Origin of the sequence: Aquabacterium sp. J223 (assembly GCF_024666615.1) — a bacterium.
In the GTDB taxonomy this organism is placed as follows: Bacteria; Pseudomonadota; Gammaproteobacteria; order Burkholderiales; family Burkholderiaceae_C; genus J223.
Genome location: NZ_CP088297.1, coordinates 621,744 through 644,443 on the forward strand (window position 1 = coordinate 621,744; position 22,700 = coordinate 644,443).

The 22,700-nt window shown below is 71.4% G+C and carries 17 protein-coding genes and 1 riboswitch; of the genes, 11 read left to right on the forward strand and 6 right to left on the reverse strand.

Annotated features, from left to right (window positions below; genetic code table 11):
- Genes LRS07_RS02965 through LRS07_RS02980 form a run of 3 tightly spaced genes read right to left on the reverse strand, consistent with a single transcriptional unit; the run spans position 1 to position 3,649 of the window.
- Positions 1-597, reverse strand: coding sequence for a PqiC family protein (locus LRS07_RS02965; RefSeq protein WP_260500533.1), 597 nt, complete (start codon positions 595-597; stop codon positions 1-3).
- The gene (locus tag LRS07_RS21945) at positions 594-2,306 is read right to left on the reverse strand and encodes a PqiB family protein (RefSeq protein WP_312028348.1); all 1,713 of its coding nucleotides are present in this window, start codon (positions 2,304-2,306) and stop codon (positions 594-596) included. Before LRS07_RS21945 ends, LRS07_RS02965 begins: the two co-directional genes overlap by 4 nt.
- Positions 2,303-3,649, reverse strand: a complete 1,347-nt coding sequence (locus tag LRS07_RS02980; protein WP_260500534.1) for a paraquat-inducible protein A — start codon at positions 3,647-3,649, stop codon at positions 2,303-2,305. Before LRS07_RS02980 ends, LRS07_RS21945 begins: the two co-directional genes overlap by 4 nt.
- A 104-nt stretch (positions 3,650-3,753) precedes the next feature.
- On the opposite strand from LRS07_RS02980, the gene LRS07_RS02985 reads away from it, so the two are divergent.
- Positions 3,754-4,821, forward strand: coding sequence for a homocysteine S-methyltransferase family protein (locus tag LRS07_RS02985; protein ID WP_260500535.1), 1,068 nt, complete (start codon positions 3,754-3,756; stop codon positions 4,819-4,821).
- Between the two features lie 24 nt (positions 4,822-4,845).
- On the opposite strand, the gene LRS07_RS02990 is transcribed toward LRS07_RS02985, so the two are convergent.
- Positions 4,846-5,316: a hypothetical protein gene (locus LRS07_RS02990; protein WP_260500536.1), complete on the reverse strand. Its 471-nt coding sequence runs from the start codon at positions 5,314-5,316 to the stop codon at positions 4,846-4,848.
- Positions 5,317-5,401: 85 nt separating this feature from the next.
- A riboswitch (S-adenosyl-L-homocysteine riboswitch) is annotated at positions 5,402-5,505 on the forward strand.
- A gap of 63 nt (positions 5,506-5,568) precedes the next feature.
- On the opposite strand from LRS07_RS02990, the gene metH reads away from it, so the two are divergent.
- The 4 genes from metH to LRS07_RS03010 all read left to right on the forward strand — a co-directional run bounded on the left by metH (position 5,569) and on the right by LRS07_RS03010 (position 12,626).
- Positions 5,569-8,319: a methionine synthase gene (gene metH, locus LRS07_RS02995; protein ID WP_260500537.1), complete on the forward strand. Its 2,751-nt coding sequence runs from the start codon at positions 5,569-5,571 to the stop codon at positions 8,317-8,319.
- Between the two features lie 604 nt (positions 8,320-8,923).
- Positions 8,924-10,264 (forward strand): DUF1800 domain-containing protein, encoded by a 1,341-nt coding sequence (locus tag LRS07_RS03000; RefSeq protein ID WP_260500538.1) that lies wholly within the window; start codon positions 8,924-8,926, stop codon positions 10,262-10,264.
- Positions 10,265-10,272: 8 nt separating this feature from the next.
- Positions 10,273-11,757 carry a DUF1501 domain-containing protein gene (locus tag LRS07_RS03005; RefSeq protein ID WP_260500539.1) on the forward strand — a complete coding sequence of 495 codons (1,485 nt, stop codon included), beginning with the start codon at positions 10,273-10,275 and terminating at the stop codon, positions 11,755-11,757.
- 140 nt (positions 11,758-11,897) lie between these two features.
- Positions 11,898-12,626 (forward strand): glycine zipper 2TM domain-containing protein, encoded by a 729-nt coding sequence (locus LRS07_RS03010; RefSeq protein ID WP_260500540.1) that lies wholly within the window; start codon positions 11,898-11,900, stop codon positions 12,624-12,626.
- 13 nt (positions 12,627-12,639) lie between these two features.
- On the opposite strand, the gene LRS07_RS03015 is transcribed toward LRS07_RS03010, so the two are convergent.
- Entirely contained in the window at positions 12,640-14,178 is a 1,539-nt protein-coding gene (locus LRS07_RS03015; RefSeq protein WP_260500541.1) for a YifB family Mg chelatase-like AAA ATPase, read from the reverse strand.
- A gap of 245 nt (positions 14,179-14,423) precedes the next feature.
- Here LRS07_RS03015 and LRS07_RS03020 point away from each other — a divergent pair, with 245 nt between their 5' ends.
- From LRS07_RS03020 to gshB, 6 genes are all read left to right on the forward strand, one after another.
- Positions 14,424-15,191, forward strand: coding sequence for a TorF family putative porin (locus LRS07_RS03020; RefSeq protein ID WP_260500542.1), 768 nt, complete (start codon positions 14,424-14,426; stop codon positions 15,189-15,191).
- A 30-nt stretch (positions 15,192-15,221) separates the two neighbouring features.
- Positions 15,222-15,560: a P-II family nitrogen regulator gene (locus tag LRS07_RS03025; protein WP_260500543.1), complete on the forward strand. Its 339-nt coding sequence runs from the start codon at positions 15,222-15,224 to the stop codon at positions 15,558-15,560.
- 31 nt (positions 15,561-15,591) lie between these two features.
- Positions 15,592-17,088: an ammonium transporter gene (locus LRS07_RS03030; RefSeq protein WP_260500544.1), complete on the forward strand. Its 1,497-nt coding sequence runs from the start codon at positions 15,592-15,594 to the stop codon at positions 17,086-17,088.
- A 251-nt stretch (positions 17,089-17,339) separates the two neighbouring features.
- On the forward strand, positions 17,340-18,635 hold the full coding sequence (gene gshA / locus LRS07_RS03035) for a glutamate--cysteine ligase (RefSeq protein ID WP_260500545.1): 1,296 nt from the start codon (positions 17,340-17,342) through the stop codon (positions 18,633-18,635).
- A 124-nt stretch (positions 18,636-18,759) separates the two neighbouring features.
- Complete coding sequence (locus LRS07_RS03040; protein ID WP_260500546.1) at positions 18,760-20,640, forward strand: potassium transporter Kup; 1,881 nt, start codon at positions 18,760-18,762, stop codon at positions 20,638-20,640.
- A gap of 9 nt (positions 20,641-20,649) precedes the next feature.
- A complete protein-coding gene (gshB, locus tag LRS07_RS03045) occupies positions 20,650-21,606 on the forward strand; it encodes a glutathione synthase (protein ID WP_260500547.1) in 957 nt (318 codons plus the stop codon).
- On the opposite strand, the gene LRS07_RS03050 is transcribed toward gshB, so the two are convergent.
- Positions 21,575-22,624: a 5'-methylthioadenosine/S-adenosylhomocysteine nucleosidase gene (locus LRS07_RS03050; RefSeq protein ID WP_260500548.1), complete on the reverse strand. Its 1,050-nt coding sequence runs from the start codon at positions 22,622-22,624 to the stop codon at positions 21,575-21,577. The two genes, gshB and LRS07_RS03050, sit on opposite strands and share 32 nt — an antisense overlap.
- Positions 22,625-22,700 lie beyond the last annotated feature (76 nt).

Genomic DNA, 22,700 nt, shown 5'->3' on the forward strand with positions numbered 1-22,700 from the left:
CTAGGTCGCCGGGCAGCGTGGGGCCTCGCTGCCCGGCGGGCGCTGCAGCACACCGGCCACGTCCGCCGCCAGCCGCTGCCAGGCGCGCCGGTGCGCCTCGGCCAGTCCCTCGTAGCCGCCGGGCGCCGCCTCGCGGCTGCGGCGCAGGCACTGCAGCGCCGGCGTGCCCTCGGCGCCGCGCAGCGTCCACACCACCTCCTGCAGCGCGGGGCCGCCGAGCGTGGACTCGAAACGCAGCAACTCGACCACCAGCCGCGGCGCGGCGGCATCGCCGCCGGCCCGCACGCCCTGCAGCGCCAGGCCGGCGACCAGGGCGGCACGCAGCTCGTCGGGCAGCGGGGCGGTCCAGCGCTGCTGCTCCAGCTGGTGCAGCGTGCCCTGGCCGTCGCGCACCCGCCATTCGGCACCGTCCTGGCCGGGCGGCACGGCGACGCGCTCGACCTGCACCGACAGCGACGGCACCGGGCCGGCCGCGGCGCCGGCTGGCGCCGGCGGCCGCAGGCTGTGCAGCCGCACGGCCGGGGTGCCGGCGCAGCCGGCGAGGGCGACGAGCAGAGCGCCGAGCAGGGCGACGGTGCACGGGCGGAGCGGTCTCATCGGGCGTTCTCCTGGGCGGCCGGCGCCAGCACCGGGTCGGCCGGCGCACCGCGCAGCAGCGACTGCGGGTGGCGCTGCAGGTAGTCGGCGAGCTGGCGCAGCGCGCGGGCGCTGCGCTGGAACTCCTCCAGCGTGGCCTGCAGCCCGCCGCCGGCGGCGCCGGGGCCGACCTGGCGCTCGAGGCCCTGCAGCGTGCGGTCGGCCGAGCGCAGCGTGGCCTGCACGCCGCCGAGCGCGGCCTTGGCCTCGGGGCCCAGCTCGCGCATCACCCCGTCGGCGGTGTCCAGCGCCCGGCGCAGGCTGGCGAGGGCTTCGCGCGCCTCGGGCGTGAGCGACTTCAGCGTGCCGTCGGCGGTCTGCAGCGTGGACTGCAGGCTCTCGCCGATGAGGTCGAAGCGCACCGAGCCCAGCCGCCGCACGATCTGCATCAGCTGCGGCTGCAGCTCGCTGAAGGCGCCCGGCACGGTGGGCAGCTCGGGCACCGCGGCATTGGTGTCGAAGCGCACCGGCGTCGGCCGCTGCGGATAGTCCAGCGCGATGTAGGCCTGGCCGGTGAGCAGGTTGCCGGTGCGCAGCTCGGCGCGCAGGCCGTCGTCGACCAGCCGCTTCAGCGCCTGTCGTGCATCGGCCGGCGCCAGCAGCGGCAGGCCGACGCGCAACGGGAAGAGGTCGGCCTCGGCCTCGACGTGGAAGTGGCGGGTCTTCGGGTCCTGGCGCAGTCGCACCTGTTCGACCCGACCCACCTCCACCCCCAGGACCTCGACCGGTGCCCCCACCGCCAGGCCGCGGGCGTTCTGCCGGAAGACCATGCGCACCCGCTGCGCCGGGCCGTCCGGTGGCGCCACGGCGGTCTCGCGGTCGCGGAAGAGGCGGAAGCGGCTGCCTTCGGCGGCCGGCTCGCCCTTGGTGTCGCCGACGTTGGAGAAGGCCACCCCGCCGGCCAGCACCGAGGTCAGCGACTGGGTGTTCACCGTCAGCCCGTTGGCGTTGAGCGCGAGGTCAACGCCGCTGGCGTTCCAGAAGCGGCTGTGCTGCGTCACCAGCCGCTCGTGCGGCGACTCGACGAACAGCCGCACCGACAGCGTGTCGTTTTCCGCGTCCAGCTCCCAGCCCACCACCCGGCCGACGCGGGTGCGCCGGTAGTACACCGGCGAGCCGATGTCCAGCGAGCCGAGGTTGGTGGCGCTGAGCACGAAGCTGCGGCCGGGCTCGTTGCGCAGCACGAAGGGCGGGTTCTCCAGGCCGACGAACTCGCGCTGGGCCTGTTCCGACACGCCGGCATCGACGCCGATGTAGGCGCCGCTGACCAGCGTGCTGAGGCCGGTCAGCCCGGTGGCGCCGATGCGCGGTCGCACCACCCAGAAGCGGCTGTCCTCGACCGCCATGGCGGCGGCGCTGCGGTCCAGGCGCACGGTGGCGCGCACGGTCTGGCGGTCGGCCGACAGCTGCACCTTCGTCACCTGGCCCACCGGCACTTCCTTGTAGCGGACCTGGGTGCGGCCCGCCTCCAGGCCCTCGGCGGTGCGGAAGTCGATGACGATCTCCGGCCCCACCTGCAGCCGCGACTGCACCACGAGGCCGATGCCGACCGCCACCGCGATCAGCGGCACCAGCCAGACCATCGACAGCCGCAGCCGGCTGCGCGGCTGCACCGCGGGCAGCGGCGGCTGGCCCGGCGCGTCGGAAGGGGATGGGTCTTGGTCGTTCATGCCGTGTCGTTGGGGTGGCGAGCGGGCGGCCGGCGCCAGATGAGCTGCGGGTCGAAGGCCTCGGCGGCCAGCATGGTCAGCACCACCACCGCGCCGAAGGCCAGCAGGCCGGGCTGCGGGCTGATGCGCGCCAGCGCGCCGAACTGCAGCATGGCGGCCAGCAGCACGACGACGAAGACGTCGAGCATCGACCAGTGGCCCACCGCCTCGACCATGCGGTAGAGCCGGCTGCGCTGGCGCGGCGAGCCGGTCGAGCCGCGCTGCGCGCTCCAGGCCAGGTGGGCCAGCACCGCCATCTTCAGCAGCGGCACGGCGATGCTGGCGACGAAGACGATGATGGCCAGGTCGAAGGCGCCGGCGATCCACAGCTCGACGATGCCGCCGAGGATGGTGTGGCCGCCGCCGCCGGTGAGCGCCTGCTGGCTGTGCATCACCGGCAGCAGGTTGGCCGGCAGGTAGGCCACCGCCGCCGCCAGCAGCAGCGCCCAGGTGCGTTGCAGGCTGGCCTGCGGGTCGCGCACCAGCGGGCCGTCGCAGCGCGGGCAGCGTGCCGAACCGGCGACCCCGGCCATGCCCGCGGGCCACAGCGAGACCAGGCCGCAATGCCGGCAGCCCAGGGCCTTGCCGTGGGCCGGGCTTGGCGGCGCGGGTCGCGCACGGCGCGCCATGTCGCTGGCAGCGTCCCACAAACGGTGGACCCCGGCGCTGTCGAGGGCCGCCATCAGCAGCGCCAGCGCCCCGAAGGCGATCAGGCCCGGCTGCACCGTCAGCCGCGCCAGGTCGGCGATGCGCACCACCGACACCAGGGCGGCCAGCATCAGCACCTCGACCATGCTCCAGCGGCTGCTGAAGGCCAGCGCGCGCAGCAGCCGCGGGAAGGCGCGCAGGAAGGAGGCGGGTGCACGTCCGCTCACCAGCGGCAGCAGCACCGCCAGCCGCAGCAGCAGCACCGCCAGCGGAAACACGCTGCCGGCGGCCAGCGCCATCAACGCGGCCAGCCGCTCGCCACCGGCCCAGGTGGTGGCCACCGCCTGCGGAAAGCTGGCGTCGGTGACCATCCCGGCCAGGGCCAGCGTGCAGATCGGCTGCCACTGCGCGACGGCATACACCACCAGCGCCGCGATGTTCAGCGCCAGCACGCCCTGCAGCGACATGCGGTGGCCTCGGCCGACCAGGGCGCCGCAGCGTGCACAGCGCGCCTGCTGGCTGGCGTCCAGCGACGGCCGCCGCCACACCGCGCCGCAGTCGTGGCAGGCCACCCAGTCGGGGCAGGGCTGGCCGGCCCGTTCCGGGGTGGGCGGCCGATCGGGGTGCGCGGCGGCGGGGAGGGCGGCGTTCGGCAACGGTTGGGTGTGTTGAAAAGCTACCGGCGCGAAGCAACGGGTGTACCCGAGCATACGGCGCAGCCCCCCGATGAGCCGCCGTCGCTCTCTAGAATCCCCGGACCATGGACCGAGCCCCCGCCCCCACTGTCCGCTACACCCGCGCGCAGGCCCTGCCGGACCTGCTGCGCCGGCGCATCGTGATCATCGACGGCGCGATGGGCACGATGATCCAGCGCCACAAGCTCACGGAGGCCGACTACCGTGGCGAGCGCTTCGCGGACCATCCGCGCGACCTCAAGGGCAACAACGAGCTGCTGCAGTTCACCCGGCCCGACGTGCTGCGCGAGATCCACGCGGCCTACCTGGCCGCGGGGGCGGACATCATCGAGACCAACACCTTCGGCGCCACCTCGGTGGCGCAGGAGGACTATGGCCTGGCCGAGGTGGCGCGCGAGATGAACGTGGCCGCCGCCCGGCTGGCACGCGAGGCCTGCGACCGGTTCACCAGCGCGGACAAGCCCCGCTTCGTGGCCGGCGCGCTCGGCCCCACGCCGCGCACCGCCAGCATCAGCCCCGACGTCAACGACCCCGGCGCGCGCAACGTCGATTTCGACACCCTGCGCGCGGCCTACCACGAGCAGGCGAGCGGGCTGCTCGAAGGCGGCTGCGACGTCTTCCTCGTCGAGACCATCTTCGACACGCTGAACGCCAAGGCGGCCATCTTCGCGCTCGACGAGTTGATGGAAGAGACCGGCGAACGCCTGCCGGTGATCCTGTCCGGCACGGTGACCGATGCCTCCGGCCGCATCCTGTCGGGCCAGACGGTCAGCGCCTTCTGGCATTCGGTGCGACACGCCAAGCCGATCGCCGTCGGCCTGAACTGCGCGCTCGGCGCGGCGCTGATGCGGCCCTACCTGGAGGAGCTGGCCAAGGTGGCCGGCGACACCTGGATCAGCTGCTACCCCAACGCCGGCCTGCCCAACCCGATGAGCGAAACCGGCTTCGACGAGACGCCGGACGTGACCGGCGGCCTGATGGAGGACTTCGCGCGGCAGGGCCTGCTCAACATCGCCGGCGGCTGCTGCGGCACCACGCCCGAGCACATCGCCGAGATCGCGAAGCGCGTCAGCGCCTACCGCCCGCGCGGGCTGCACGACCCGCTCTTCGCATCGCTGGCCGAGGCGGCCTGACGCCCCGCGCCGGCGCCCTCGGCGTCACGGCGTGACGATGACCTGCACCACCTCCGTGGTGGTTGCACGCGGCGGCTTGAAGCGCACCAGCATCAGCCCGCCGGCCACCAGGTAGTCGCGCACCGCGGCGGCACGCTCGGTGGCCAGCGCCGGGTTGGGCCGGCCCGCGTCCGACGGTGCCAGCGTCTCCACCGACGCCGCCGCCCGCACCGCCGCGCTGGCGGCCAGCCGGTCCAGCACCGCCTGCAGCGGCCGCCGCACCACCACCGCGCCGCGGTCGAAGCAGTGGCCCAGCGGCACCTCGGTGCTCAATGCGCCGTGGGGCAGCAGCGTGAACACCACAGGCGTGCCACGGAACAGATCGGCCAGCCGGCGCTGCTCGGCGGCCAGCGAGGGCGGCGCGGCGGTGGATGCCCCTGGCGCTCCGCGGCCCGGACCCAGTGGCACGGACGAGCAGGCAGCCAGCACCGGCAGCAGCGGCAGCAGGCCGGTCAAGCGAAGGCGGTGTCGTGCGGCGGAAGGCGTCATGTCGCAGGGCGTGGCAATGGGCGTGCACGATGGTGGCGGATAAACTGGTTGCCTGCCCGAGGAGCGCTGCGACCGTCCGTGTGACGGCCAGGCTCGGGCGGGTTCGCCGGAGGGGAGGTTGCGCCGGTCGGACCGACGCAACGGCGCTCATCCCGGCCTGGATCCCAGGCCTGCGGATGGGCCGCAGGCCGGGGTCCGGCGCCGGCACCGACCCGTGCCATGACCACTGCCCCATCCCCTGCTTCCGCTTCCTCGGTGGCCGTGCCGCCGCTTCGCCTCGCCGGCCTGGAGCCGGTGTCCATCGGCGCCGGCACGCTGTTCGTCAACATCGGCGAGCGCACCAACGTCACCGGATCCAAAGCCTTCGCGCGGATGATCCTCAACGGCCAGTTCGAGGAGGCCCTGGCGGTGGCCCGCCAGCAGGTGGAGAACGGCGCGCAGGTCATCGACGTCAACATGGACGAGGCCATGCTGGACAGCAAGGCGGCCATGGTGCGCTTCCTCAACCTCATCGCCTCCGAGCCCGAGATCGCGCGCGTGCCGATCATGGTGGACAGCTCGAAGTGGGAGGTGATCGAGGCGGGACTCAAGTGCCTGCAGGGCAAGGGCATCGTCAACTCCATTTCGCTGAAGGAGGGCGAGGGCCCGTTCCGCCACCAGGCCAAGCTCATCAAGCGCTATGGCGCCGCGGCGGTGGTGATGGCCTTCGACGAAAAGGGCCAGGCCGACACCTACGAGCGCAAGGTCGAGATCTGCGAGCGCGCCTACCGCCTGCTGGTGGACGGCATCGGCTTCGCGCCCGAGGACATCATCTTCGACCCGAACATCTTCGCCATCGCCACCGGCATCGAGGAGCACGACAACTACGCGGTGGACTTCATCAACGCCACCCGCTGGATCAAGCAGAACCTGCCCGGCGCCAAGGTGTCGGGCGGGGTCAGCAACGTCAGCTTCAGCTTCCGCGGCAACGAGCCGGTGCGCGAGGCCATCCACACCGTGTTCCTCTACCACGCCATCCAGGCGGGCATGGACATGGGCATCGTCAACGCCGGCATGGTGGGCGTGTACGACGACCTCGACCCGGAGCTGCGGGAGCGGGTGGAGGACGTGGTGCTCAACCGCCGGCCCGATTCGGGCGAGCGCCTGATCGAGATCGCCGAGCGCGCCAAGGGCGCTGCCAAGGACGACAGCGTGCGACTGGCGTGGCGCGCGCTGCCGGTGGCCGAGCGGCTGTCCCATGCGCTGGTGCAGGGCATCACCGAGTTCATCGTGCAGGACACCGAGGAGGTCTGGCAACAGATCCGCGCCGACGGCGGCCGGCCGCTGCACGTCATCGAAGGCCCGCTGATGGCCGGCATGAACGTGGTCGGCGACCTGTTCGGCCAGGGCAAGATGTTCCTGCCGCAGGTGGTGAAGTCGGCGCGCGTGATGAAGCAGGCGGTGGCCCACCTGCTGCCCTACATCGAGGAGGAGAAGCGGCTGCTGGTGGCCGGCGGCGGCGACGCCAAGCCCAAGGGCAAGATCGTCATCGCCACCGTCAAGGGCGACGTGCACGACATCGGCAAGAACATCGTCACCGTCGTCCTCCAGTGCAACAACTTCGAGGTGGTGAACATGGGCGTGATGGTCCCCTGCCAGGAGATCCTCGCCAAAGCGAAGGTCGAGGGCGCGGACATCATCGGCCTGTCGGGCCTGATCACGCCCAGCCTGGAGGAGATGCAGTACGTCGCCAGCGAGATGCAGCGCGACGAGCACTTCCGCCTGAAGAAGATCCCGCTGCTGATCGGCGGCGCCACCACCAGCCGGGTGCACACCGCGGTGAAGATCGCGCCGCACTACGAAGGGCCGGTGGTCTACGTGCCGGATGCGTCGCGGTCGGTGGGCGTGTGCGCCGACCTGCTGAGCGAGGAGCGCGCCGCCCGCTTCATCGACGAGCTGAAGGCCGACTACGAGAAAGTGCGGCAGCTGCACGCCAACAAGAAGCAGACGCCGCTGGTCAGCCTGGCCGCCGCCCGCGCCAACAAGGCGGTGATGGACTGGTCGCACGACACGCCGCCGAAGCCGAAGTTCATCGGCCGCCGCGTCTTCCGCAACTACGACCTGGCGGAACTGGCGGCCTTCATCGACTGGGGTCCCTTCTTCCAGACCTGGGACCTGGCCGGGCCCTTCCCCGAGATCCTGCGCGACGACATCGTCGGCGACTCGGCGCAGCGGGTCTTCAGCGACGGCAAGCGCATGCTGCAGCGGCTGGTCGAGGGCCGCTGGCTGCAGGCCAACGGCGTGGTCGGCCTGTACCCGGCCAACACGGTGGACGACGACGTCATCGAGGTCTACGCCGACGACTCGCGCGAGGACGTGGTGCTGCGCTGGCAGCCCCTGCGGCTGCAGAGCGAGCGGCCGGTGATCGACGGCGTCAAGCGGCCGAACCGCTCGCTGGCCGACTTCATCGCGCCCAAGGGCGCGGCCGACGACTACATCGGGCTGTTCGCGGTGACCGCCGGCGTCGGCGTGGAGAAGAAGGAGCGCCAGTTCCTGGCCGACCACGACGACTACGCCGCCATCATGTTCAAGGCGCTGGCCGACCGGCTGGCCGAGGCCTTCGCAGAGCGCCTGCACCAGCGGGTGCGCACCGAGCTGTGGGGTTACGCCGCCGACGAGGCCTTGAGCGCCGAGGAGCTGATCGCCGAGAAGTACCGCGGCATCCGCCCCGCGCCGGGGTACCCGGCCTGCCCCGACCACAGCGTCAAGCGCGGCATGTTCGAGCTGCTGCAGGCCGAGGACATCGGCATGACGCTGACCGAGAGCCTGGCCATGATGCCGGCGGCCAGCGTTTCGGGCTTCTACCTCGCCCATCCGAAGGCGATGTACTTCAATGTCGGCCGCATCGGCGAGGACCAGCTCGCCGACTTCGCCGAGCGCCAGCGCCTGGCGCTGGACGACGCGCGGCGGCTGCTGGCGCCGCAGCTCTGACCTCCGGGCCGTGGGCCGGGCGCCGTTCGTCCGAGCGAGCGTTCAGCCGTGCGGCACTGATTTGCGTGCTTCCGTAAGCACTGTGTCGGCCGCGACTTAGTTGGCGGCCTTCGTGGCCGGGTCCTCCGAACAATCGCGCCGCGGCGTCCACCAGGGCGTCGCGATGCGAACACGGAGGGACCCGCCATGCCATCGACCGCCCCGAGCCCCCACGCCGCCCGCGGACGCCACCGCGGGTGGGCCGTCGTGCTGGTCGTTGCCCTGCTCACCGCCTGTGGCGGTGGCGGCGGTGGCGGCGACGATGCCGGCGGGGCGGACGGCACCGCGTCGGCGCTGTCGGTGCCCGGCTCGCGGCAGGAGGCGGTGCGCTTCCTCAACCAGGCGACCTTCGGCGCCACCGAGGCCGACCTCGACCGCGTGATGGCCGTCGGCTACGGCCGCTGGATCGACGAGCAGATGGCGCTGCCGCAGACGCTGCACCGCGGTTACTGGGACGCCGAGCACCTGGCCCTGAAGGCGGCCAACAGCGGCGCCGGCACGCGGGAGGTGCTCGACACCTTCTACCGCCAGGCGGTGCAGGGGGCCGGACCAGCTGCGACAGCGCGTGGCCTTTGCGCTGTCGCAGATCTTCGTGGTCTCGATGGTCGACGGCGGCGTCTCAGAGAACCCGCGCGGCGTGGCCGGCTACCTCGACATGCTGGGCGCCAACGCGTTCGGCCGCTACCGCGACCTGCTGGAGCAAGTGGCCCGCGCGCCGGTGATGGGCGTGTACCTGTCGCACATGAAGAACCAGAAGGAGAACGTGGCCACCGGCCGAATCCCGGACCAGAACTTCGCCCGCGAGGTGATGCAGTTGTTCAGCATCGGCCTGGTCGAGCTCAACCTCGACGGCAGCGCCCGTGGCGGAGCCACCTACAGCGGCGACGACGTGGCGGGCCTGTCGCGGGTGTTCACCGGCTGGAGCTGGGACGGGCCCGACACCGCCGACAGCCGCTTCTGGGGCTGGGACGGCGCCACGCGCGACCCCGACCGGGAGTGGAAGCCGATGCAGGGCTACAGCCAGTTCCACTCCATCTCGGAAAAGCGCTTCCTCGGCCAGGTGGTGCCCGCGCAGGGCCGGGCCGATCCGAACGCCAGCCTGACGCTGGCGCTGGACACCTTGGCCAACCATCCGAACGTCGGGCCGTTCATCGGCCGCCAGCTGATCCAGCGGCTGGTCACCAGCCACCCCAGCCCGGCCTACGTGGCCCGCGTCGCCGCCGCCTTCAACAACAACGGCAGCGGCGTGCGCGGCGACCTGAAGGCCGTGGTGCGCGCCGTGCTGCTGGACCCCGAGGCGCGTAGCACCGACGCCAACGCCGGCAAGCTGCGCGAGCCGGTGCTGCGGCTGACCGCGCTGCTGCGCGGCATGGGCGCGACGTCGGACAGCGGCAAGTGGCTGATCGGCACCACCGACGACGCCGGCACCCAGCTCGGCCAGACGCCGATGCGCAGCCCGTCGGTCTTCAACTTCTACCGGCCGGGCTACGTGCCGCCGGGCACGCTGTCCGGCGCGCTGGGCATGACGGTGCCCGAACTGCAGATCGCGCACGAGACCTCGGTGGCCGGTTATGCCAACTACCTGCGCGGCGGCATCCAGGGCGGCTTCGGCCAGCGCGGCACCAACCACCAGGCGCCGCGCAACGACGTGCAGATCCCGCTCGACGCCGAACTGGCGCTGGCCGACCAGCCGCAGGCGCTGGTCGACCGCGTCACCGCGCGCCTGCTGCCGGGCGGCGCCAACGACGCGCTGAAGGCCGAGATCCGCACGGCCGTCGAATCGGTGGCGCTGCCCGCGCTGCGCGCCGACGGCGGCAACCAGAACCAGGTCAACACCGCGAAGCGCAACCGCGCGCTGCTGGCGGTGTACCTGACGGCGGTGTCGCCGGAATTCCTGATCCAGTGAGGGGCGCCATGAGCTTCATCTCGAAATCCGCTTCCCGCCGCGAATTCCTGCGCCGCGCCGGCGCCCTGTCGACCCTGGGCATGGCGGCGACACCGCTGGCATTGAACCTGGCGGCGCTGGGCACGGCCAGCGCCCAGTCCGCCGGCAGCGACTACAAGGCCCTGGTGTGTCTGTTCCTCTACGGCGGCAACGACACCTACAACACCGTGCTGGCCACCGATGCGCCGTCCTGGGCCAACTACACGCAGGTGCGCAACCAGGCCCCGGACTCCATCGCGCTGCTGGCCCCCGGCACGCCGGAGAACACCGGTGCGGGCGCCGGATCGCCGGCACGGCTGGGCGGGGTGCTGGCGCTGAACCCGATCACGCCGCAGGGCCGGGGCATCGCGCTGCACCCGATGCTCACCGGCCCACGCGACCTCTTCGCCGCGGGCCGGCTGGCCATCGTCTCCAACGTCGGGCCGCTGCTGCGGCCGCTGACCAAGGCCGACTACCGCAACAGCGCGGTGCCCAAGCCGGCCAGCCTGTTCTCGCACAACGACCAGCAATCGACCTGGCAGACGCTGGCCGCCGAGGGCGCCACCGCCGGCTGGGGCGGGCGCATGGGCGACCTGCTGGCCGCCGGCAACGGCAACGCCCTCTTCACCAGCATCTCGGCCAGCGGCAACGCGGTGTGGCTGTCGGGGCAGAACGTGCTGCAGTACCAGGTGTCGACCAACGGCGCGATCCGCATCGGCGGCAACGGGGCGACGACGCTGTTCGGCTCCGGCCCGGCGCTGGAGTCGATGCGGCGCGTCATGCGCAACGCGCGCAGCGACTCGGTGCTGCTGCGCGACCACGCCACCGTGGTCGGCCGCTCGATCGACGCCGAGCAGGCCTTCGGTGCCGCGCTGCCGGCGGCCAACACCGCGCCCTACGGGCCGCTGGTGGCGCCGCTGAACAACAACGGCCTGGCACAGCAGCTTCAGGTGGTGGCACGCACCATCGCCGGCCGCACCGCGCTCGGCACGCGGCGCCAGGTGTTCTTCGTCAGCATGGGCGGCTTCGACACGCACGACAACCAGAACCGGCAGCACGCCGACCTGATGGCACGGCTGTCGCAGGCCCTGGTCTACTTCGACAACACGCTGGGCGCGATGGGCCTGCGCGACAGCGTCACCACCTTCACCGCCAGCGACTTCGGCCGCACCTTCACCAGCAACGGCGACGGCACCGACCACGGCTGGGGCGCCCACCACTTCGTCATGGGCGGCGCGGTGCGCGGCCGCGAGGTGTACGGCAACTTCCCGGCCTACGGCCTGCCCGACAGTCGCGGCGACTTCACCAGCCCGAACCAGATCGGCAACGGCTCGCTGCTGCCGGAGATCTCGGTCGAGCAGCTGGGCGCCACGCTCGGCCGCTGGTTCGGCGTCAGCGACGGCGGGCTGGCCGACATCTTCCCGCGGCTGACCGCGTTCGATGCGTCGCGCCGCAACCTCGGGTTCATGGCGTGAGGGCCGCGCACCATGGATGACACCTCGTTACCTTTGATGCGTTGTCCGGGGTCTCCGAGAACGCGTCTCGGGCGTTGAAGGAAGGGCAGGCCCGGTGCCTGCTCCTTCTCCACAACACGAACAAGCACGCCATGAACGCCATGAGCCCCACTGCCTCCACCGACGTTTCTCCGGCGGTCCGTCCCGCGGCCCGCGTACCGGTCGCGGGCCTCGTCGCCGGCGCCGTGCTGGTCGCTTCGTTGGGTGCCGCCGCCGGCTGGCTGATCAAGGGCGACCAGGCCCGCCGCGCGGCCGAGGGGCCGGTGGCCGCGCAGGGCGCGGCGACGCCGGCCCCGCAGGCCCCTTCGGCCCTCGTGGCCGAGCAGGCCGTCCCCACGCCCAGCCAGCGCACCGCACCCCGGACCGCGCCGGCGCCGCGGGCTCCGGTGGCGACCGCGGAACCGGCCGCCACGCCGCTGCCCACGCGCCCCGTGGCGGTGTGCGCCACCTGCGGCCGCGTCGAATCGGTCAACGCCGTGCAGCAGCAGGGCCAGGGCAGCGGGCTGGGCGCCGTCGCCGGTGGCGTGCTGGGTGGCGTGCTGGGCAACCAGGTCGGCAAGGGCAACGGCCGCACGGCGATGACCGTGCTCGGCGCGGTGGGCGGTGGTTATGCCGGCCACGAGATCGAGAAGCGCGTTCGCACGGACACCGTCTACCAGGTGCGCGTGCGCATGGACGACGGCACGCTGCGCACGGTCACCCAGAAGCAGCCGCCGGCCGTCGGCAGCCGGGTGACGGTGGACAACGGTCGCCTGCAGGCCCTGCAGGCCGATCCGGCCCCGGCCGTGCAACCCGGCGTGATGCAAACCAGCGACCGCGCAACCTTCTGAGCGCAGGGCGGAATCAGTCCGCCCGCAGCGCGCGCTGGTACTGGACCGCCTCGGCCAGCGCCTCGATGTCGATGCGTGCGGCCCCGCGCAGGTCGGCCACGCTGCGGGCCACCCGCAGCGTGCGGTGCAGGCGCCGGCCCGACCACCCCAGCCGCTGCGCCGTGGTCTGCAGCCAGCCGCGCGTCGGCGGGTCCAGCGCGCAGTGCCGGTCCAGCGACACGCCGTCGAGGTCGGCATTGCGGCAGCCCTGCCGTTCGAGCTGGCGGGCCACCGCGGCGGCCACCCGTCGGGCCACCGCGGCGGTGGGTTCGCCGTCGGGCGCCGCCAGCACTTCCGACGGCGGCTGCGCCGGCACTTCCACCTGCAGGTCGAGCCGGTCCAGCAGCGGGCCCGACAGCCGAGCGCGGTAGCGGGCCACCGCGTCGGTGGTGCAGCGGCACTCGCGGCCCAGGCCGGGCCGCGCGCCATGCCAGCCGCACGGACAGGGGTTCATGGCGGCCACGAGCTGGAAGCGGGCCGGAAACCGCGCCTGGCGTGCCGCCCGCGAGATGGTGATGTGACCGCTCTCCAGCGGCTCGCGCAGCGCCTCCAGCGCCGGACGCACGAACTCGGGCAGTTCGTCCAGGAAGAGCACGCCGCCGTGGGCCAGCGAGATCTCGCCCGGGCGCGGCGGCGAGCCGCCACCGACCAACGCCGCGGCGGTCGCCGAATGGTGCGGCGCGCGCACCGGCCGCTGCGCCCATTCGCCGCCGCCCAGGCCGTCGGCGGACAGCCCGCGCAGCGCGGCGCTGGTCAGCGCCTCGTCCTCGTCCATCGGCGGCAACAGGCCGGGCAGCCGCTGCGCCAGCATGGACTTGCCGGTGCCCGGCGGTCCGACCAGCAGCAGGCTGTGCCGCCCGCAGGCGGCGATCTCCAGCGCCCGTTTGGCGGCGGCCTGGCCCCGCACCTCGGCGAGGTCCGGCCGCGGCGGCGGTGAACCGTTCTGCGCCGGAGGCCGGGCCGGTGGCAGCGGCTGCGGCGCGTCACCCGGCGTCAGGGCGCGCACCACGTCGAGCAGGTGGGCGGCGGCGCGGACGTCGACGCCGCGGGCGCGGGCCGCCTCGGCGGCGCTGGCGGTCGGCAACACCAACGGCCCGACGGGCGCAGTCGCCTCCCGGCGCATCGCCAGCGCCATGGCGAGCGCCCCGCGCACCGGTCGCAGTTCGCCGGCCAGCGACAACTCGCCCGCGAACTCGGCCTGCGACAGCACCCCGTCGACCGGCAACTGCCCGTCGGCCGCCAGCAGGCCGAGCGCGATCGGCAGGTCGAAGCGGCCGGAGTCCTTCGGCAGGTCGGCCGGCGCCAGGTTGACGGTGATGCGCTTGTTGTGGGGGAAGGGCAGGCCGCTGCTCAACAACGCCGAGCGCACCCGTTCGCGCGCCTCCTTCACCTCGGTGTCGGCCAACCCGACGAGGGTGAAGCTCGGCAGTCCGTTGGCCAGGTGCACCTCGACGGTGACCGGCCGCGCCTCCAGTCCGATCAGGCAGCGGGTGCGGACGATGGCGAGCGACATGGGGCGGGCATGGTGCCAGCGCCGCCAGCGCACCGCCCCCGATGGGCTAGGGGGCGCGGTGGCTGCACGGAGTCCGCGACCGCCCGCGATCGGTGCAGATTGGTGGCGTATCTGCCTTATGAAGGTGCATGCGCACACGCAGACACCCCGCTTTGTGGCGCCGCTCCCCTTTGTGGAGCATTGGCATGGATCATGCAAATGCGGCCGGCCTCATTTTTCACACCCACAGAGGATTCGGAGAACCCATGAAGAAAAGCATGCTCGCCCTGGCCGCCCTCCTGGCGGTGAGCGCCGCGCCGTCGTTCGCTCAGAGCGCTCCCGCGTCGGACTGGACGATCACGGGCAACGCTGGTCTGTACAGCGACTACCGATTCCGCGGTTTCAGCCAGACCGGCTATCGGCCCGCGTTCCAAGGCGGATTCGACGTCGCTCATTCCTCCGGCTTCTACGTCGGGAACTGGAACTCCAACGTCGAGCAGGGCTTGTACAACGGCGCCAGCCTCGAAATGGATTTCTATGGCGGCTACAAGGGCACCGCCGGGCCGCTGGGTTACGACCTGGGCTTCATCTACTACTACTACCCGAACTCCGGCTCCGGCGGCACGTTGAAGATCAAGAACGGAGAGCTTTACCTCGGCGCTTCCTACAGCGTCTTCTCGGCGAAGTTCTACTACGCCACGACCGAGTTCTTCTCGATCGGCAAGGGCGTGCCCGGCGTCGACACCAAGGGGTCGTATTACATCGACCTGAACGCGAACTTCGACCTCGGCAGCGGCTGGGGCGCTGTCGCGCACTACGGCTACCAGAAGATCAAGGACGGCCGTGCCGCCGGCCTGATCGACGACACCGTCGGCGACTACAAGCTCGGCGTGACCAAGGATCTTTCGGGTTGGGTGGTCGGTGCGTCCGTCATCGGCACGACCGAGAAGAACCTGTTCACCACGGCCCGTTCCGGCTTCACGGAGGGCGCTGGCAAGGCGAAGGCTGTCCTCTCCTTGTCGAAGACCTTCTGATCGGCCAGCGCACTGTCTAGGAGAACCGACATGAAGATGGTGACCGCCATCGTCAAGCCCTTCAAGCTTGATGAAGTGCGTGAAGCCCTCAGCGCCATCGGCGTGCAGGGCATCACGGTGACCGAAGTCAAGGGCTTCGGCCGCCAGAAGGGCCACACCGAGCTGTACCGCGGTGCGGAGTACGTGGTCGACTTCCTGCCCAAGGTCAAGATCGAGGCCGCGGTCGACGACGCCATCGTCGAGCGCGTCATCGAGGCGGTCGAGGCCGCCGCCCGCACGGGCAAGATCGGCGACGGCAAGATCTTCGTGTCGACGCTCGAACAGGTGGTGCGCATCCGCACCGGTGAAACCGGCAAGGACGCGCTCTGAGCCGCGGCGCTGCCAAGACGAGAAGACAACCATGAGAAAACTGATTGCTTCACTGGCCCTGGGCCTGGCCGCGCTGGGCTTTGCCGGCGTGGCCTCTGCGCAGGATGCCGCGGCGTCCGCGCCGGCCGCGGCCGCGCCGGCGGCCGACGCCGCAGCGCCTGCGGCGGCCGCGCCGGCCGATGCGGCGCCCGCCGCCGCGCCGACCGCCAACAAGGGCGACACCGCCTGGCTGCTGGTCGCCACCCTGCTGGTCATCATGATGACCATCCCCGGCCTGGCGCTGTTCTACGGCGGCCTGGTGCGCAGCAAGAACATGCTGTCCGTGCTGATGCAGGTGTTCGTCACCTTCTCGCTGATCGTCGTGCTGTGGGCCATCTACGGCTACAGCCTGGCGTTCACCGAGGGCAACGCCTACATCGGCGGGCTGGACCGGCTGTTCCTGAAGGGCCTGTTCAACCCGGCCGACGGCACCTTCGCCATGGGCGCCACGTTCAGCAAGGGCGTCTACGTGCCGGAACTGCTGTTCGCCGCCTTCCAGGCGACGTTCGCCGGCATCACCTGCTGCCTGATCGTCGGCGCCTTCGCCGAGCGCATCAAGTTCAGTGCGGTGCTGCTGTTCATGGTGCTGTGGTTCACCTTCAGCTACGCGCCGATCGCCCACATGGTGTGGTACTGGATGGGCCCGGACGCCTACTCCGCCGCCGGCGTGGTGGACGAGATGAACGGCAAGGCCGGCCTGATCTGGCAGTGGGGCGCGTTGGACTTCGCCGGCGGCACGGTGGTGCACATCAACGCCGCGGTCGCCGGCCTGGTCGGTGCCTACATGGTGGGCAAGCGGGTGGGCTACGGCAAGGAAGCCTTCACCCCGCACTCGCTGACGCTGACCATGGTCGGTGCCTCGCTGCTGTGGGTGGGCTGGTTCGGCTTCAACGCGGGCTCCGCCCTCGAAGCCGGCAACTCCGCCGTGCTGGCCTTCATGAACACCTTCACCGCCACCGCCGCCGCGGTGCTGGCCTGGTGCATCGGCGAGTCGCTGATGAAGGGCAAGGCGTCGATGCTGGGTGCCGCCTCGGGCGCCGTCGCCGGCCTGGTGGCCATCACCCCGGCCGCCGGCAACGTCGGCCTGATGGGCGCCATCGTCATCGGCTTCATCGCCGGCTTCGCCTGCCTGTGGGGCGTCAACGGCCTGAAGAAGATCCTCGGTGCGGACGACTCGCTGGACGTCTTCGGCGTGCACGGCGTGGGCGGCATCGTCGGTGCGCTGCTCACCGGCGTGTTCAACAACCAGGCGCTGGGCGGCCCCGGCCTCGTCACCGACTGGGTGACGGCCACGGTCGGTTCCAACGCCATCGGCACCCAGGTGTGGATCCAGCTCAAGGGCGTGCTGCTGACCATCGTCTGGTCGGGCATCGTCTCCCTCGTCGCCTTCAAGATCGTCGACCTGGTGATCGGCCTGCGGGTGACCGAGGAGGAGGAGCGCGAGGGCCTGGACATCAGCGCCCACGGCGAGACCGCCTACCACCGCTGACGACTTCGTCGGCCGGGCCGGTTGCGCCGACCCGCCGACGACCGCCCGGCCCCGTGCCGGACGGGCAGGGCCACCGCAAGGTGGCCCTTTTTCTTTGGCGGACCGCCGCCATCTGGGCCAGGATCGGGCGCCTGCGCCATGGCGGGCGGTCCGATTGCTGCCGGCGCTGTCGTCACGGCCGACTGCCTAGAATCCCTCTCCCCCGGCGCTGCCGTCGGCCCGGGGGCACCTGCCACCCACCCCCCCGTCCCATGGTCCCGCACCTCATCACCGCGCTCACCGGCCCGATCAACGAGCTGGAGCAGCGCATCCTCGAGTCCATGCCGGCCATCGAGCGCTGGTTCCGGCTGGAGTGGATGGAGCACACGCCGCCGTTCTACACCTCGGTGGACGTGCGCAACGCCGGCTTCAAGCTGGCGCCGGTGGACACCAACCTGTTCCCCGGCGGCTTCAACAACCTGACCGAGCAGATGCTGCCGCTGGCGGTGCAGGCGGCGATGGCGGCGATCGAGAAGATCTGCCCCGAGGCGAAGAACCTGCTGCTCATCCCCGAGAAGCACACCCGCAACAGCTTCTACCTGAGCAACGTCGCGCGGCTGATGCAGATCTTCCACCAGGCCGGGCTGAACGTGCGGCTGGGCTCGCTGGACGAGGCGGTGACCGAGCCGGTGAAGCTGCCGCTGCCCGACGGCGGCGAACTGCTGCTGGAGCCGCTGCTGCGCACCCCGCGCCGGCTGGGGCTGAAGGATTTCGACCCCTGCACCATCCTGCTCAACAACGACCTGTCCGCCGGCATCCCGAAGGTGCTGGAGAACCTGCACGAGCAGTACCTGCTGCCGCCGCTGCACGCCGGCTGGGCGGTGCGCCGCAAGACGCAGCACTTCCAGGCCTACGAAGAGGTGGCCAAGAAGTTCGCCAAGCTGCTGGGCATGGACCCGTGGCTGATCAACCCGATGTTCGCCCACTGCGGCAAGGTCAACTTCCAGGAGGGCGAGGGCCTGGACTGCGTGCGCAGCAACGTCGAGACGCTGCTGGCCAAGATCCGTCGCAAGTACAAGGAGTACGGCATCAACGAGAAGCCGTTCGTCATCGTCAAGGCGGACAACGGCACCTACGGCATGGGCATCATGACGGTGCGCGACGCCAAGGACCTCGACGAGATCAACCGCCGCACGCGCAACAAGATGAGCACCACCAAGGACGGCCAGGAGCTGTCCGAGCTGATCATCCAGGAGGGCGTGCCCACCTACGAGCGGGTGCAGGAGGCGGTGGCCGAGCCGGTGGTCTACATGATCGACCGCTACGTCGTCGGCGGCTTCTACCGCGTGCACGCCGAGCGCGGTGTGGACGAGAACCTGAACTCGCCCGGCGCGCACTTCGTGCCGCTGGCGTTCGCCGAGCCGTCGCACCTGCCTCGGCCCGGGGCCAAGCCCGGGGCCAGCGCGCCCAACCGCTTCTACATGTACGGCGTCATCGCCCGGCTGGCGATGCTGGCGGCCAGCTACGAGCTGGAGGCGCACGACCCCGACGCCGAGATCTATGAATAGCGCCCAGGCGCCCGCCGGCGGCGGTCCCGGGGACCTTGACGGGTTCCCCCTGGTGCCCCTCGAGGGGCCGTTGCGGCGCACCGGCGAAGCCGCCGCCCGCGTCCCCGGCTGAGACGTCGGACCCGTGAGGCGCGAAGTCTCCCACTCGCCGGCCCAGCTGGCCGCCCTGACGCTCGGCGCGCTGGGCGTCGTCTACGGCGACATCGGCACCAGCCCGCTGTACGCGCTGAAGGAGGTCTTCCACGCCGGCCACGTGCCGATGACGCCGACGAACGTGCTCGGCGTGCTGTCGCTCATCTTCTGGACGATGACGGTCATCGTCTCGCTGAAGTACGTGCTGCTCATCCTGCGCGCGGACAACAACGGCGAGGGCGGCCTGATCGCCATGCTGGCCCTGGCGACCACCGCGGTGAAGGAGAAGCCGCGCCTGCGCCAGGTGCTGCTGGTGGTCGGCATGTTCGGCACCGCCATCTTCTACGGCGACGGCGTCATCACGCCCGCCATCTCGGTGCTGTCGGCGGTGGAAGGCCTTGGCGTCGCCGCACCCGGGCTGGAGAAGTTCGTCGTGCCGGTCACGCTGGTGGTGCTGACCGTGCTGTTCTCGGTGCAGCGCTACGGCACCGGCGGCATCGGCCGCTTCTTCGGGCCGGTCACGCTGGTGTGGTTCATCGTGCTGGTGCTGCTCGGGCTGCCCTACATCGTGGGCAACCCGTCGGTGCTGGCCGCGCTCAACCCGGCGCATGCGGTGGCCTTCATCCTGGCCAACCCGGTGATCGCCTTCATCGCGCTGGGCGCGGTGGTGCTGGTGGTCACCGGTGGCGAGGCGCTCTACGCCGACCTGGGCCACTTCGGCAAGAAGCCCATCCGCATCGCCTGGTACGCGGTGGTGATGCCGGCGCTGGTCGTCAACTACTTCGGCCAGGGTGCGCTGCTGCTGCAGGACCCGACCGCCATCGAGAACCCGTTCTACAAGCTGGCGCCGGCCTGGGCCACCCTGCCGCTGGTGTGCCTGGCGACGATGGCCACCGTCATCGCGTCGCAGGCCCTGATCACCGCCGCCTTCTCGGTCACCAAGCAGGCCATCCAGATGGGCCTGCTGCCGCGGCTGCAGGTGCAGCACACCTCGGTGCGCGACCTGGGCCAGATCTACGTGCCCTTCGTCAACTGGGGGCTGTACCTGTTCATCGTGCTGGCGGTGGCGCTGTTCGGCTCGTCGTCCAAGCTGGCGTCGGCCTACGGCATCGCGGTGACGCTGGACATGACCATCACCACAGTGATGACCTTCTTCGTCATCCGCTACGGCTGGGGTCTGCCGCTGGCGCTGTGCATCGCGGCCACCGGGTTCTTCTTCCTCATCGACATCACCTTCTTCGCCTCGAACATGCTCAAGCTGTTCGCCGGCGGCTGGTTCCCGCTGGTCATCGGCGTCGGCATGTTCACGCTGATGATGACCTGGAAGCAGGGTCGGGCCCTGCTCAGCGAACGCCTGCGCGACGAAGCGATCGACCTGAAGAGCTTTCTCGACGCCGTCTTCATCAGCCCGCCCACCCGGGTGCCGGGCACGGCCGTCTTCCTGTCCGCCGAGGCGGGCCTGGCGCCGAACGCGTTGATGCACAACCTGAAGCACAACAAGGTGCTGCACGAGCAGAACCTGTTCGTCACCGTGCGCCACCACGAGGTGCCCTGGGTGCGGTTCGAGCAGCGCATCTCGGTCGAACCGCTGGGCCGCGACTGCTGGGCGGTGATCCTCAGCTTCGGCTTCAAGAACGACCCCGACGTGCCGCAGGCGCTGAAGCTGCTGTGCTCTCGCGGCGTCCAGCTCGACGACATGGAGACCAGCTACTTCCTGTCACGCGACATCGTCATTCCCACGGTGGCCCACGGCATGGCGCTGTGGCGCGAGAAGCTCTTCGCCAGCATGCACCGCAACGCTTCCAATGCGGCCGACTTCCTCAACCTGCCGGCCAACCGCGTGGTCGAGCTCGGCTCGAAAGTCGAGATCTAGAAAGGCGCCATGGACCTGCTCTTCGTCGTCGACCCGCTCGTGTCCTTCAAGACCTACAAGGACTCGACCTTCGCCATGATGCGCGAGGCCGCCCGCCGCGGCCACGCGATCTGGGCCTGCGAGCCGGTGACGCTGCAGTGGCGGCAGGGCGGCCAGGTGCAGGCACGGGTGCAGCGCATCGCGCTGACCGGGCGCACGGGTGAAGGCGGGCACGACTGGTTCACCGTGGAGGAAGAGGCCGAGCGCGCGCTGCACGGCTTCGACGCGGTGCTGATGCGCAAGGACCCGCCGTTCGACCCCGAGTACTTCTACGCCACCCACCTGCTGCAGCAGGCCGAGCGCGAGGGCGCGCGGGTGTTCAACAAGCCGGCCGCGCTGCGCGAGCACCCCGAGAAGCTGGCCATCCTCGAGTTCCCGCAGCTCATCGCGCCGACGCTGGTCACGCGCGACGCGCAGGCCATCCGCGCCTTCCATGCCGAGCACCGCGACGTCATCCTCAAGCCGCTGGACGGCATGGGCGGCATGGGCATCTTCCGCGTGCCGGAGCACGGGCTGAACCTCGGCGCCATCATCGAGACGCTGAACCGCGACGGCGCCCAGACGGTGATGGTGCAGCGCTACCTGCCGGCCATCGCGCAGGGCGACAAGCGCGTGCTGGTCATCGCCGGCGAGCCGGTGCCGTTCTGCCTGGCGCGCATCCCGCAGGGCGGCGAGGTGCGCGGCAACCTGGCGGCCGGCGGCAAGGGCGTGGCGCAACCGCTGACCGAGCGCGACCGCGAGATCGCGCAGACGCTGGGGCCCATCCTCGCGGCCCGCGGCCTGCTGCTGGTGGGCCTGGACGTCATCGGCGACCGCCTCACCGAGATCAACGTCACCAGCCCGACCTGCTTCCAGGAGATCACCGAGCAGACCGGGTTCGACGTGGCGTCGCGCTTCATCGACGCGCTGGAGGCGGCGCTGGCCTAACCGCTCGCCGCTTCGAGGCCTGGTGCGCCGACCAGGCCTCGAGGAAGGAGAGCGTCACCGCCGCCGCGTTCGCCTCCGCCAGCCCGCTGGTGAACAGCGCCACCGCGTCGGCATGCAAGTCCTGGGCGCCGGCCAGGTCGCTGACGCTGCGCATGGCGATGTAGGGCACGCGGTTGGCAAGGGCCACATGGGCCAGGGCGGCGGTCTCCATCTCCACCACCTGCGCCCCCAGCGTGTCGAAGAGGTAGCGCCGGTAGTCGGCATTGGCCAGGAAGGCGGTGCCCGACACGCCGGTGCCGCCCACCACCAGCGTCGGCTGGGCCTTCACGCACTGCGGGTCGTCGATGCCGCCCTGGGCGGTCCTGGCCCGTGGGCCGCAGCGCTGCAGCGGGGGGCGCAGGGAGCGGGCGACGGCCAGCATCTCGGCATCGACCGGGTAGTCGAAGCGGTATTCGCCCTGGGGCGCGTTGGCCGCGGTCATGACGAAGTTCTGCCGCAGGTACCAGGTCTGGTAGGGCGGCCACGGCGTGCCGTCGGGCTGCCGTGCGAGCGCCAGGCCGAGGCAGGCCAGGTCGCCGGGCACACCGCAGGCCGAGGGCAGGCGCGCCTCCCCGTTCCAGTAGACCTCCATCGGCATCACCCAGCGCTCCGGCACGGTGACGTCGCCCACCCGGTGCGCCGGGTTCACGCCGCCGGCGATGCCGCTCATGACCAGCCGCTCGATGCGGAAGTGGTCCAGCATCAGCTGCGTCACCATGGTGGCGTTGACCATGCTCACCCCGCTGAGCACGATGACCACCCGACGGCCGCGCAGCACGCCGGTGGTGAAGCGGTTGCCGTTGACGGTGCGGGTGCGTGCCTGGCGCGTCTGGGCGACCAGGAGGTCGGCCTCGGCGCCGAAGGCCGAGACGATGCCGATGCGCGGCGTGCAGTCCGACAGGCAGCGCGCCGTGGCCGGCGGCAGGCCGGCGCACCCCAGGACCAGGGCACACCACAGGGCAGCGGGACGGACGCGCACGGCAGGCTCCAACGCCGCCGGACGGCGGCGAAGGCCCGTTGCAGGAAGGGTGCCACCGTCGGCGGCGGACAATCCG